Source organism: Romboutsia lituseburensis DSM 797, assembly GCF_900103615.1.
GTDB classification, from domain to species: Bacteria; Bacillota; Clostridia; order Peptostreptococcales; family Peptostreptococcaceae; genus Romboutsia_F; species Romboutsia_F lituseburensis.
Map to the genome: position 1 here is coordinate 17,153 of NZ_FNGW01000014.1, position 13,300 is coordinate 30,452.

Sequence of the window (13,300 nt, forward strand, 5' to 3'; positions counted from 1 at the left end):
TTTCTATCTTAATAGATACCCTAATTTTCTTAATTGCACTTCTTCTTGTCTCTTTAACTCTCTTATAGAAGCCTGTTTAGGACTATTATAAGTATTGTATATAGTAACATTTGGTTTATTATCATTTCTACTGTTGGAAGATTCACTAGAACCTGTATTCCTATTCGACTCTATTCCTCTAGAGTACCCTAGACTCATAGCTGATGCACTTAATGCCCTTTCATTTGAATTCATTAGATCTCTAGTTGATATATTAGAATTTCCACTCTTAAAATCATTTATTTCTTTTACAGCTCCCCTTACAGAAGTAACAACTTTAGAAGTTATTCTCTCCACAGTATTATATAAACTTCCTTCCATTGATTCTAAACCTTTTATAAATTCTATTATAGACAATTTACCAGATTGAAGGAAATCTTGAGGTACAGCACCGAACTTTTTATTAATAGTATCTATTTGCTTTTGCACTTCATCAGCCATGTCTTTACCAAGCTTTTCATACTCAGCTAAATATTTATCTTTAAGTCCTGCTATTTCATTCTCAATCCTGTTCTTTTCATCCTCAGTGTCTTGTTTAGCTCTTTCTTCAGCCATTCGCTTCTTCTCTTCAAATAGCTGTTCATATCTTTCAAGTTCTTTTTGTGATAATCTATTTAATGCTGCTATCTCTTGATGTGCTTGTGGTCCTTTCTTAAGTAATTCATCATATAGACCTTTTCCTACTTTACCTGCTAAGTCATTCATATCTTCATCCCAAGTTTTAAATATTTCTACTTGTTGTTGAAGATTATCTACTAACTGACTTCCAGATACATCATCCTTCATTTTTACTTCTGCAAATATATCAGACCATCCCATAAGAGAATTAACTCTTGATTCATATATCTTTTGATATTCATCATTTAGTTTCTTTTCTTCATTTATGTACTTTTCGTTTAAGTCTTGAACCTTCTGATGATACTTTTCTTGTATATCTAAAAGATTTTCTTTGAACAATCTCTCAGCTTCAGCTCTATCCTCTTCTAACTTTTCCTTATCTGAGTTAAGTTTTTCTAGAGATTCTTTTTCTTTCTCAGCATAATCTTCATTTATCTTAGCTTTCTTTTCCCAGTAATCTTGATTAGCTTTAGACATAGTCTCATTATGCTTCTCAGTAGCTTTTCTTTCAGCTTCTCTATACTCCTGGTCAGCTTTTTTAATAGCTTCATTACGTTTCTTTCTGTCTTTAGCATACTTACTATTAGCTTCTGATATTTTCTGAGCCTTCTTTCTTTCTGCTTCATCTAAAGCTTTTGCTTGTACACTTTGAGCTTCTGCACTTTTCTTGGCCCAGTCCTTATCTAACTCTTCTAACTTTTTATTTCTATCCTTGCCATACTTAACTAATCTATCTTCATGGTCTTTCTGTAGCTTTTCTATTCCTCCAAGGCCAGACTCCCATCTTTCTTCATTCTTATTCCACATACCGTCTACTTGGCCTATCATTACTGATAACCCTTCTATAAAGGCATTAGCAGCATTCTCACCGGACATCTTATAAGAACTCGTTATATCTAGAGAACTAGCTGCATTAGCAAGAGTATTTTTAACAGCTGATATTATACTACTTGCCCCCGAAGACACAGCTGCAAATGATCTAGTACTAAGAGAACGGGTATTTACTGATACATTAGGCTGAATGCTTAAAGCTACTGCTGACCTTACATTAAATGATTTCGGCTTAGGTATATTAGCTACTGCTGAACTCATAGCCGATTTTTTACTATTAAAACCATCTATCCATGCTTGTCCTGCTGATTGTCCCGCTGACCTAAATGATGACGTATGAGCTGATGCATTACTAGCAGCTGACGCTATATTAGAGCTTACTATTCCTGGTATTTTCTTAAATGAGTTATTTATTCCATTGTATGCATCTGACCCTGCTTGTTTAGCTACTTGTGCTAACTTAGTGAAAGACTGTTTAGCTCCATTGTACATATTGGTAGATTCCTGTTGTACGGATCTAGTTCCCTTTTTAAAATCCGCATCTATATCAGATGCTACTTTAGAAGTGTCTTTCTTCACGCCTTGAGACATTTTAGATGTAGCTGATGTAACAGCTTTGCTTCCAGCATCCATATTTGACTTAGCACTACTTCCAGCTTTCTTAGTATCCGAATCTGTATTCTTAGCTAGATTGCCTGTGTTAGCTTTAGCTTTGTCAGTACCGCTCTTTGTATTTTTATCTACATCGTTTGCATACTGTTTGGTATTAGCATCACCCTTTTTCTGTGCATCCTTAGTGTTCTTGTCTAAATCAGTTGCTAAGTCTTTGGTATTCTTACTACCTTTTTCCTTTGCCTGCTTAGTGTTATTATCCACACTAAGAGCTAGTTGTTTGGTATTATTATCAGCATCTTGTGCCATTTGTTTAGTATACTCAGATGATTCAGTTCTTAATTGTGATATTAATTGACTAGCATCTAGTCCCATACCATTAATGTTGTTAGTAACTGTATCTTTCATTTGTTGAGTCGTCATACCTGAATCTAGGTTTATTCCTTGGAATACTTGTTTCCATGAATCACCCATAGAAGAAAGTTGAGTTACTGTCTCTTGGTTCATAGTAGCTAACTGAGATACCACATTGTTTATCGCTTCAGGCATACCTTGAGTAGCTGCTGTTTTAAACTCATTAAACATATCAGTAGCTGATTGCTTGAATGCTTCGCTCTCTATTAACATGTTTTCATTTATTGTTTTCATAGCGCTATCAATATCAGTTTTGATAGTATCCATATTAAACTTTCCACTAGTAGCCATACTTTCTAAGTTCGCAGTAAACTTAGCAGTAGCTTCCTCTGGATTCATCTTCTCGTATATACCCTCAAACAGTACAGCCATAGTATCAGATGTACCTCTTAATATAGTAAGAGATTTATCATCTAAATTACCTAACTCATCTGTAAAATTCTGAGCTATTTTTCCTGCATTATCTTTAGTAAGGTTAGGTAACTCTTTCATAGCTAAGTCAAAAGTATCTACTACATTTCCTAATTTATCTGCTGAAGTAGATTTTAATAATTCTAAAGCACTATTAGTTTCTGCTGCTATATTACTTAAAGCTTCAGCAGTATTGTTTTCTATCTTAGCCCAACCTTCTCTCCAGATGTCATCTACTTTACTCCAATGTCCTGTCAGTATCGCCCCTATCATTTTAGCAGCCGTAGTTATTAAGATAATCATATTGCCGAAAGTTAATTGAACCACACCAGCTATAAACTCACATACTGTTCCTATAAATATTCCTAAGGCTCCAAATTTATCCTGTAAAAATTCTAAGGCTGAAGTAGATGTACCAACATAAGTTACTAGTCCTACTAATGCTGCTACTAACCCTGCTACTGCTAATGGAACTCCTAACACTGCTACATTCATAGATGCTGCTGCTCCAGTAACTAACTCAAAACCTAATGCCATATTAGGCAACATAGTTAATAGTGTTCCTCCTATCAATAATAGAGGCCCTATCACAGCTACTAGCCCTCCTATAGCTACCATAAACGTTTGAGTTCCTGAATCTAATTCATTAAAACAAGTTAATACATCAGTAGCACCATCTACTATACCTCTGAAAGCTGGAATTAATATATCTCCGATTACTATTCCTGCTCCTTCAAGAGCTGATTTAAAGTTATCTATAGAACCTTTTAAATTGTCCTGCATAACATCAGCCATAGACTTAGCTGCTCCATCTGAATTAGCTATTGCACCTGTTAACTTATTAAAATCACTTTCACTTGCATTCACTATAGCAGCCCATCCAGACATGGCTTCTTTACCAAATATAGTTGATAAAGCCTGCGCTTTAGTTGTTTCATTTAAGTCTCCTAGATTAGTTCTAAGATTTTCCATAGTACCCATAAAGTCTACAGAACCATCTGCATTTTTAACAAGCTCTATATTATATTTTTCCATAGCTGCTTGCATCTGGTCTGTTGGTTTTACTAAATTAGTAAGCCCTGCCCTTAAAGCAGTACCTGCTTGTGAACCTTTTATACCAGCATTACCCATAAGACCTATAGCTAATGATAAATCTTGCATATTTATGCCTAGTGTTCCAGCAACTGGACCAACATATTTAAGCGTTTCTCCCATTAGTTCTATACTTGTATTTGAATTAGAACATGTAGCAGCCATGACATCAACAAACATTCCTGTATCTTTAGCAGTAAGACCTAACCCCGTAAGTCCATCTGTAACTATATCAGACGTTAATGCTAAATCTGTTCCTCCTGCTGCTGCAAGATCTAGAACTCCTGGTAGTCCTGCCATCATATCTTCAGTTTTCCAACCAGCCATCTAACTTCATTGTCTAGGCTCTTTATCCTAGAACTAAGGTTTCCCTTAGAGTTGGACTATCTCTTTACCCTCGGCTTTACGTTAGGGCAGTGGATTTCGTGGGAGTTTCTTCTGTTCTAGATTACTTCTCCTAGTCTCTAAACCTTTTATATATCCCTATATAATTTGGTAATTGATTGGCGTATCTATTTATATAGACTTAGCTTTCCAATTTTAACCCACTAGTTTATGCTATAGATTTCTCTATAGCCGAGCATTTTAGTTTACCCATATAAGAAAGAGCATCAGCAGCTTCAGAAGCACTAAACTTAGTTGTTGCTCCTAAATTCTTAGCCATCCCCTCTAACTTTTGCATATCCGAACCGGTAGCACCACTTATAGCTTGAACTTTAGACATTCCTGCTTCAAAATCTGCTGCTGTTTTTATTGATAATGCTCCTACACCTACTAATGGTACAGTCATAAACTTTGTCATGTTGGCTCCTACACCTTTCATAACTCCACCTAATGCTTGCATTTTCTGACCACTAGTAGCAGTATCACTATTGAATATTCCTAATTGTTGTGTAGCTGATTTTATTCCACTTTCAAAACCTTTTATATCTAAGTCTAAATAACCTACAGCAGTTCCCACATCTAAACTCATAATAACACCTCCTTACCTCTTTAATATCTCGCTTTGGAATGTTTTTCTATTTCCTGTAGATTTATCTACTTTATCTTCTTCAAACATCACAGATGAAGGATCATCCCTTAGAGCTTGAATTATTTGGATACATACTTCATCAAAACAGAAGGCAACATAGGTATTACTTATTCCCATTATTTCGCTTGGCCTTTTGTGGAACTCCTTCGCTTGGGCTATTATTCTTAAGACCTTCTCTGAACTTACGAAATCGATTTAATGTACTTACGTCTCCTATTGCATATTCAGCTATCATTCTTTTCTGAATACTCGTTAATGGTAGTCCAGCTTCTTCAAAGTCTTTAAATGTAGGTTGGATAAGAGCTTGTTTATAAACTATTTCAGTAAATTCTCTTAATTGTTGTTCCCACACAGCTAACTCTTTTTCAGAAGGAGCTGGTCCTTTTTGCTGTCTTACAAATATAGCATTAACAGACATTAATAAAGAGTTAGGTAATATCTTGCATTCTGATAAATCCATTAAAGATACCTTCTTTACTTCTACTAGTATTGCACTTTCGTCATTAAACCCAGGTATTTCTATAACTTCATAAACCTCTTGTTTTAATTTCTTTAATTCCTGTAAACTAATTGCTTTCATAATTAAACCTCCTAAATTAAAAGACCTTCCGAAGAAGGTCTTATGTGTTAGTATTTTTTTATATTGTTATATTAAAGATGGTAATTCATCTACTACTTCCATTTTGTAAGGAGCTTGTCCCTTAGCTGGTCTACACTTCACTGTATATTCATTAGAGTAGTATTCTCCATCTTTTAATGATATAGGTACAGAACTTCCTTTTCCGTTTGACCAAGTTATTTTTAAATATCTTCCTGTCTTTCCATCTGTACTAACTTCTGCAGTATAAGTTATAACATCAAGAGCGACTTTATTTCTTGTAGTACCTATAGCTGGTGGTTCATATGATTTAAATGCTCCACCTTCGGTTTCATATGTTAAAGTCCCTCCCTGCATTACATGTAATAACTCTGGACACATAACATTGTCTTTAAATTTTAAATCATATCCTAATACCAAGTCTTCAGCAGGTACATTAGCCACTATTTTATTCTTTATTTGAAGAGGTCTATCTTTGCCTTCTTCTACTATTTCTTCTGTGGTTACTTCATCAGATGTATCAAATGTAAAGGTCCTAGGCTGAGATTCTTTAGTAACTACCTGAACCATCTCAACATCAGTTAATGGTAATTGGTTTTTTACTGCATTTGCCATTTTAAATTCCTTCTTTCTTTTTTATTTTTTTATATGAAAATGATGTCGTATAAGCTTCTTTTTCATCATCAATAACTATTGGAGTTGGATCATACGCTCTTTTTAACTTATTAATTTCTGCCATACTTCCTTTTACACTTTTTAAATATGGATTCAACTTGCTATATGAGCCTTTAGGATAGTAAATAATTATATCTATTAACTCATTATTGAATGACGTTCCTACAATATCCATTTCCGTATTTTCTTTTATAACTAAATAAGGACTTGAGCATATTCCTTCATGTTGACCAATCGAATATACATCAAATCCTTTTTCTTTTAAGTGTTTATATAATTCTATGAACATTTAATCACCTTATCTAAATATTTTATCTAGTCCTCTTATAGCTTGCGGACTCATTAAATCTATAGTTGGTTTAATTATTGCATATTTTTTTTCATTACATAACTCTAACCATATACCATAACTTGTACCGTGACTTAGTTCTATTCTAGCAACTGAACCTATCCATTTCCAGGTTCCAGTAATTGTTTGATGTGCTTGACCACTTCTAGGTGTCCACTTGTAATTAGTTTTCGCATGAGCTTCCATTTTTTTAGCCGTAGAATCAGCATGTAAACCAAGAGCTGCTCTAGTCTTAATTTCCTTTTCTGCTAGACCTTTCATAAGTTTACTTCCATCAAATTTAAAACTCATATCAGCATTCCTCCAGCAGCATATCAAAGTAAATATTCAATCTATTTTGATTTCCTAAATCTTTAATTCTATGTTTTTTATTATCAAGTAAGAAATAATCATTTTCTTTTATCTTAATAGTTTCATCATCATAGATAACCATCAAGAACCTTTGCTTATTTCTTTTAATCTCTCCTTTGTCCTTAGTAATAGCACTTATCATGTTGTTCCCTTCATGATAAAAACCTTTAACAGAGCATATAAGTTCCTCACCTGCAGGTTCTCCAAACTCATTTCTAGAATTTCTATAAATATCTACATGAGTTGGAAACTTATCTATTACTTTCTTAACCTTAGGTTTTATTTTATTAGCTATCATAATACAAGGCTCCTTTTCTTAGGCTTATACTGTTTAGCTAATCTAAGCCAGTACTTACTATTATTAGCTAACTGTAAACCACCTGGTAAGCTTATTGAATCATCTTCCGCTTTCAATAGTAGGCATTCATAAGTGGTTAAATCTAAATCATTATTATTTTGTTTTAAATAGTAATCTAACTCTTCCTCAGTAAAAAAGGGAGAACTATCCTCCCTTAATCTGATTTTAAGCTCTTGAATTTCTTCCATTTTAATCACCTATAATCCATCATTTTAAAGCTTCTACTAACTCAGCTTTTTTCATAGAAGAATATCCTTCTATATTTTTTTCTTTGGCTATGGCTTTAAGCTCATCTACTGTAAGATTTGATAATTCAGTATCTTTATTTTCCATTTTTTCATCATTATGCTCCCCTAATTCTTCGCTTAGGGTCTTAACTGGGATTATTTACATTAGCTATAACTATTTCATCTGCTCTTTCAAATGAAGGTAGTGCTATCATAGATGCTTTAGTTTTAACATTAACTGGATCAGTTTCTTTAGTAGTAGTTATAGCTATACCTAAGTTAACTATATTAACCTCTGCATCAGTTGCACCTGACATTAAATCACTTTCCTCTGGAGTAGTTCCAAACCACGTTTTACCTAATCCACCGTCTGGAAGTAATGTAAATACATCGTCCTTAAAATAATTAGTTACAACACCAGCTTCTGTTTTATATTTTTTAGAATTTACAACAACTCTTAAATTTAATTTATCTAATAAATAATTTTCTAACATTTGGTTAGTTATAGTTATATTACCTTGAGATAACGCCTTTAACTCTCCTTGTATATTTTGATTATTTAGTAAATACCCCCAAGTCTTTCTAGTACATATTGCTCTGGTTGGTCTTGATCCAGTTCTATCTTCTGCATCGTCCATCCATTTTAATATATCTTCAACTGGGTTTGACGTTGGAGACGTCCAATCTGTAGATACTTTTTGAGTTTCTGATAAGTTATAATCATAGTCCATAGGTTTAGCTACGCCATCTATTCCTTTAGCCATTATAGCTATTTTTCCTTCTGATAATAACTGCATTCTCATTCTTTCTAACTGAACTAATGCTCCCTCTAATAAAGTAGTAACATCGTCAAATATATTTCTAGTTATTAAATCTACGTATGGCTGATTAGCTGGATTTCCTAATAACTTATTCAACTCCTGTCTATCGCTCTCTTTAACTAGCATAGCTTCCTTAAAGAAAGGCATTTCAGTTTGTACATCAGAGAATCCTATTCTGTCTCTTAATTCTGCCTTAGTGTCAAATCCAGAAGACTTTAATGCTACTGGCATACCTTTAGAACCTTTTATCCATTTTAAGTCTAATCCTAACTTTTTATCAAATGGGAATAATGTTTCTCCTAAATAAGGTGCTCTGTCCTTTTGCATTGCATTGTAATAAACACCTATTTCTTTTGCTTTTACTATATCGTATATTGTTGGCATATTGTAAATCCTCCTAAGTTATATAAATTTTATCATTGGTAAAGCTGTTATTGCTGCTGAATCTGGCTGAACTGGTAATTTAGACTTGTCTATAAATCCATGTATAACTAATGATCCTACTTCATCACCATTTGTAACATCCACATCATAAAGTACTACACCTTTAGCTGTAGCATTATTTGCAGGTAATATAGTTCCTGCTTTAACTATTTTCTTTCCATCCACTGTAGTTGAGTTAGCTTGTGTTAACACTATCGCTTCTGATACATAATGATCATACTTTAATATTTCTTTTCTGTTTGAGTATTCAGTAACTCTTATTTTTGCCATTATTTAGCACCTCCAAAATAATCATAATTATTTGTATTTGATTCTATTGCTTGCTTAGCTAATCTTTCACCTAAGCTTTGTGTTTCTCCACCTCCACTAGGATTACGATTGAAGTTTCCTAATCCTCCTGTATTACTTGGTGTAGCATCTTCAAACCATTCTGAATAAGTTTCAGATAAAGTTTTTACTTGCTCATCTAAACCTTCAACTGTTCCATCTTCTTTAATAGTTAGCTTTTCTCTATCAAATTGACCTTCAAGAAGTGTTTTGTATTTATCATCAACTTTAGATAGCCTAGAATTGATTGCATTATCTAAAGTTAACTTTTTAATCTTAGATGCACTATCATTCTTTAAAGTTTCTATAGTTGCTTCGTGATCCTTGATAGTTTGTTGCAAATCTTCATTATCTTTATTATTTTTCTTTAAATCTTTTATAGTTGTATTTGCAGTATTTAACTGTTCATCCAAGTCTTCTTTTTCAGTTTTTAATTTGGAGTATTCTTCATCTGCATTTTCTAATGAAGTTTCATAAATTTTATTTTCCTTCATAGAAGCTTGAATTTTACTTATTTGCTCATCAGTAAAACCTTGAGCTTTTAGTATCTCTATTAATTTCACAATATCATCCTCCATGTTTTATAAGCTTATATTTTGCAATAAAAAAAGCCCTAGCATAACTAAGACTTATTCAAAAAATATTAAATTTTATAAGATATAATCTATTAATGGCACATCTACTTTACTATCCCATTTCAAAGGATGAATATTTCCCTTGCCTTCATCCATACATTTTATATTTTTATGTTTATATAGTTTTAATATATTTTTAACTTCTTGAATTTTTTCTTTTATGTATTTAGGCTGATCTTTATGTTCTTTACCATATCCCCACGCCACTACAATTAAATCTGACTCTTCCATAGCTTTATTTAAATAAAAATTAGTTTGACTTTCATATTTTAAACTTCTATTTTTTAACTTTTTAAAATCTTTATCTCTAAATGCAAATAAATTTATTATATTAATTTTATTGTATCCTAAATTAACGAAGTAATTGTTTACATTCATTGATGTTCGATCTTCATAAAGATAACTAGCATCACTTGGATTACACATTAAAACACTAACTACTTTATCTCCCTTATCCCAATAGCGAGATAATAAATATCTATACTCTTGACCTCCATCACTAGCATAATACTCTTTTATATGAATTTCTTTTTCCCTACAACTTACATTAATCATTGCCATACCTCTTTTTACTTTTAATTATAGCATATGATTAAATAAAGTCTTCTCCATATTCACTAAACCAATTATCTAACTTGCTATTTGATTCTCCATCTCTCCAAGCTCTAAGCTCCATTCCTATTTCATCAAAGCTCATAGGTATTTCTGCAATAGTTGTACAAAGTCCGTTTGGATGATCTAATGGTACTTCATTTACTTTAAATAGTTGTCCGTCTCTATCACTACATACAGGACATGTTCTTCCATGAATACCAGCACTCACCCATCTTATACCTGTAACATAAGGATTCTTTTCACAACTTCTCTTTTGAGCTTGTTGAAAAGCATGGTTAACAGCAGTTCTGGCTAACCTTTGAGCATTATAATCTACTTTTTCACTAGCATTAGGATATACATTAGACCATTCCCAAGGTTTACTAGCTTTTGGGTTAACGTATATTTCTAAATCTTTAGCTATTTCATAAACAGTTTTCTTATTTGCAATACCTTCTGTAACTATATAATCAATATCTTTATCAAACTTCTTAGTGTATTGCCATATCCTTTCAGATAAACCTTTACAGTCTTTGTAAGCAGTTCCATGTAGTATTTCATGCATAGCAGCTTTGGGTATTTTAGAAAACATACTAGAAAAAGTATCTTTCATATTCAAGCTATACTGCTCATTTATTTGCATAAAAAAATCTAGCTGTACATTGTTAGCTAGGTTCGTTGATTTTTCTGTATTCTTTTTTATAACCTTTTCAACTTTAGTATGAATGAGCTTAATCTCTTTAGCTAATTCCTTTTGAAGTTCCTCTAAATATCTTTTAGTTAAACTATCTGGATTAACCTTGTTAAGCTTCTTAGATAAATTCTTATACATATCATTGTATATTTGTTTTATCTGCCGTTCCTGCTTCTTAGCTAGATTAAGTTTCTTGTCTTGAGCTTCTTGACATAGCTTAAGATAGTCTTTACTAGCCATTATCTAATAATTTCCCAATCCTCTGCAAATATATCTCCTACGCTCGGTACCCACATTGCATGAGTTCCGTCAGCATTTTTTATTTGTAAATATGGTGAAACTTTGAATAAATCTCCTTCTTTTAAATTCCAGGCTTCGGCAGTTTGTTTATTGCAAGGTATTCCATCTGGATATCCTTTTTGTCTAACTACAAACATCCCTCTACCATTCCAACCTAATCTAAATGCTTTTTCTCCATCTTTCAATAAAGGCAATACTTTTTCAAAAGTCATTATTCATCATCCTCCAAGTAAATTTTAATAAATACTATACATCTAACGCTTGAACCTTACTTACTGTAAGCATCATCTTGCCTATAAGCATAGTTAACTTATCTTGATTTTCTTTTGTATCTTCTGATTCTTCTAAATCAGCCATTTGTTCATATATACAAGCCATTTCCATAAATAAACTTGAAGCTTCTCTTAGTATCTTTGTATCTTTACTCACCATCATCATCCTCCAAATTAGTTTCGAATTGACTAAAACTATCTTCTAATAATTGTTTCTCTAATTGTATTTGCTTAAGTTCTTCATCAGCAATATCAGCATGAACATTATGCCATTTTTCTATATATCTTTTTCTACTCATGACTTGAGTAGTTACTTGTTTCATATCATTGTCTTTTTCTTCATACTCATCACTTGGCAATGGATATTGATTTTGCACTGTTATTTCCATATCTTCGATATCTACATTAGGTAATTTACCTATTCCATATATCCTAGACATTTCTATAATAGCTTCTACCATCCATTCAAGCATTGGTATCCATGAAGTCATCTTTTCCTCTATGCATGATGTAAACTGCTGATATATAGCTTTTATAGCTTTAGAACTTGTAAGAGCCTTCATATCTTCAACACTTAGTTTTGGAACTGATAAACTATCATGCATATCTCTTATAATTCTATTTAATGCATTCTCTATTCTTTGGTCATATCCAAAATCAGAACCTATAGCATTTACTTCTGCTTTATCGCTCTCGCTTGCCTGCCTATCTTTTTCTAGATTCCAAACAGCTCCAGCTTTATAACTTATCTTCGGCTTGCCATCCTCTTCCATTATAGAATCATCATCAACATTAATCATGTATATAATCCTATTCATGCCTTTTATTATTGTGTCTATATCTTCACTTGTAAGTTGATTATAAGCCTTTTGATTCTCTACTAATGGTTTTACATCTGATTTACCTTTTGTATCACCTGTAAGAGAATCATTCATTATTACATAGCACGGTATAAAAGTTAATTTAGTATTTTCATTATCTTTTAAAAGCTTTATTATTTTTCCACTACCATCATATATAGCTTCGTGTACATAACAATATCCTTTGTCTATATAGTATTTTTGTTTCCAAAACCGCTGACCTTCTCTAGATATGTTATCTTCCAGTTGATAACAAAATATTATTTGCTCTAGCTCTTTTACATTATCTAGTTTTGGAACAAACACAAACTCCAATGAAGGAATAAAAGCTATTTCTATTTTCTTAGTTTCTTTATTAGCAACTAACTTTAAAGCTATTCTTTTGCCTATTAGAAAGTCCTTAGTGGCTTTTATAATATCATTGTTAAATAAATTCTTTTTTAATGTCCGTCTTAAATATTTATTAAGATTTTTTTCTGCTTCTTCATTACCTTCAACATTAATATTAAAATATGGTGGTTTAGAAAACATAAATCTAGCTTCTTCATCTATTAATTTTTTTATATAGTTAGTTTTCTTTTCTGTAGCTACATAATCAGTAGTTGTTTTAATCCAATCCAGTTCTTCACCTTCATACTGTTTATAGTAGTTTATTATCTCATTCATTTCCTCTAATCTATCTTTAGGAAATAAACCCTGTAGCTCCATGTTTATAATATTATTTACAGCCATTGTATTCATGCTA

The 13,300-nt window shown here is 32.3% G+C and carries 17 protein-coding genes; all 17 read right to left on the reverse strand.

Annotated features, from left to right (window positions below; translation table 11 throughout):
* Positions 1 to 3: 3 nt before the first annotated feature.
* Positions 4 to 4,344: a phage tail tape measure protein gene (locus BLP75_RS16840; RefSeq protein WP_092727710.1), complete on the reverse strand. Its 4,341-nt coding sequence runs from the start codon at positions 4,342 to 4,344 to the stop codon at positions 4 to 6.
* Positions 4,345 to 4,570: 226 nt separating this feature from the next.
* Complete coding sequence (locus BLP75_RS16845) at positions 4,571 to 4,990, reverse strand: phage tail tape measure protein (protein WP_092727711.1); 420 nt, start codon at positions 4,988 to 4,990, stop codon at positions 4,571 to 4,573.
* 163 nt (positions 4,991 to 5,153) lie between these two features.
* Complete coding sequence (locus tag BLP75_RS16850; protein WP_092727712.1) at positions 5,154 to 5,630, reverse strand: hypothetical protein; 477 nt, start codon at positions 5,628 to 5,630, stop codon at positions 5,154 to 5,156.
* Between the two features lie 66 nt (positions 5,631 to 5,696).
* The gene (locus BLP75_RS16855) at positions 5,697 to 6,263 is read right to left on the reverse strand and encodes a hypothetical protein (RefSeq protein WP_092727713.1); all 567 of its coding nucleotides are present in this window, start codon (positions 6,261 to 6,263) and stop codon (positions 5,697 to 5,699) included.
* Position 6,264: 1 nt separating this feature from the next.
* Positions 6,265 to 6,612, reverse strand: a complete 348-nt coding sequence (locus BLP75_RS16860) for a hypothetical protein (RefSeq protein ID WP_092727714.1) — start codon at positions 6,610 to 6,612, stop codon at positions 6,265 to 6,267.
* A 9-nt stretch (positions 6,613 to 6,621) separates the two neighbouring features.
* Complete coding sequence (locus tag BLP75_RS16865) at positions 6,622 to 6,963, reverse strand: hypothetical protein (protein ID WP_092727715.1); 342 nt, start codon at positions 6,961 to 6,963, stop codon at positions 6,622 to 6,624.
* Position 6,964: 1 nt separating this feature from the next.
* On the reverse strand, positions 6,965 to 7,321 hold the full coding sequence (locus BLP75_RS16870; RefSeq protein ID WP_092727716.1) for a hypothetical protein: 357 nt from the start codon (positions 7,319 to 7,321) through the stop codon (positions 6,965 to 6,967).
* A complete protein-coding gene (locus tag BLP75_RS16875; protein ID WP_092727717.1) occupies positions 7,318 to 7,569 on the reverse strand; it encodes a hypothetical protein in 252 nt (83 codons plus the stop codon). Before BLP75_RS16875 ends, BLP75_RS16870 begins: the two co-directional genes overlap by 4 nt.
* 19 nt (positions 7,570 to 7,588) lie before the next feature.
* On the reverse strand, positions 7,589 to 7,714 hold the full coding sequence (locus BLP75_RS16880) for a Rho termination factor N-terminal domain-containing protein (protein ID WP_092727718.1): 126 nt from the start codon (positions 7,712 to 7,714) through the stop codon (positions 7,589 to 7,591).
* Between the two features lie 40 nt (positions 7,715 to 7,754).
* Positions 7,755 to 8,813 carry a major capsid protein gene (locus BLP75_RS16885; protein WP_092727719.1) on the reverse strand — a complete coding sequence of 353 codons (1,059 nt, stop codon included), beginning with the start codon at positions 8,811 to 8,813 and terminating at the stop codon, positions 7,755 to 7,757.
* Between the two features lie 18 nt (positions 8,814 to 8,831).
* Complete coding sequence (locus tag BLP75_RS16890) at positions 8,832 to 9,143, reverse strand: hypothetical protein (RefSeq protein WP_092727720.1); 312 nt, start codon at positions 9,141 to 9,143, stop codon at positions 8,832 to 8,834.
* Positions 9,143 to 9,763, reverse strand: a complete 621-nt coding sequence (locus tag BLP75_RS16895; protein ID WP_092727721.1) for a phage scaffolding protein — start codon at positions 9,761 to 9,763, stop codon at positions 9,143 to 9,145. The genes BLP75_RS16890 and BLP75_RS16895 overlap by 1 nt, the downstream gene beginning before the upstream one ends.
* Before the next feature lie 87 nt (positions 9,764 to 9,850).
* Positions 9,851 to 10,390, reverse strand: coding sequence for a DUF1643 domain-containing protein (locus BLP75_RS16900; RefSeq protein WP_170139132.1), 540 nt, complete (start codon positions 10,388 to 10,390; stop codon positions 9,851 to 9,853).
* A 37-nt stretch (positions 10,391 to 10,427) separates the two neighbouring features.
* The gene (locus BLP75_RS16905) at positions 10,428 to 11,363 is read right to left on the reverse strand and encodes a structural protein (protein WP_092727723.1); all 936 of its coding nucleotides are present in this window, start codon (positions 11,361 to 11,363) and stop codon (positions 10,428 to 10,430) included.
* The gene (locus BLP75_RS16910; protein ID WP_092727724.1) at positions 11,363 to 11,635 is read right to left on the reverse strand and encodes a DUF2829 domain-containing protein; all 273 of its coding nucleotides are present in this window, start codon (positions 11,633 to 11,635) and stop codon (positions 11,363 to 11,365) included. Before BLP75_RS16910 ends, BLP75_RS16905 begins: the two co-directional genes overlap by 1 nt.
* Before the next feature lie 34 nt (positions 11,636 to 11,669).
* Entirely contained in the window at positions 11,670 to 11,852 is a 183-nt protein-coding gene (locus tag BLP75_RS16915) for a hypothetical protein (RefSeq protein WP_139149862.1), read from the reverse strand.
* Positions 11,845 to 13,296 (reverse strand): phage portal protein, encoded by a 1,452-nt coding sequence (locus tag BLP75_RS16920; RefSeq protein ID WP_092727726.1) that lies wholly within the window; start codon positions 13,294 to 13,296, stop codon positions 11,845 to 11,847. The genes BLP75_RS16915 and BLP75_RS16920 overlap by 8 nt, the downstream gene beginning before the upstream one ends.
* Between the last annotated feature and the right edge of the window lie 4 nt (positions 13,297 to 13,300).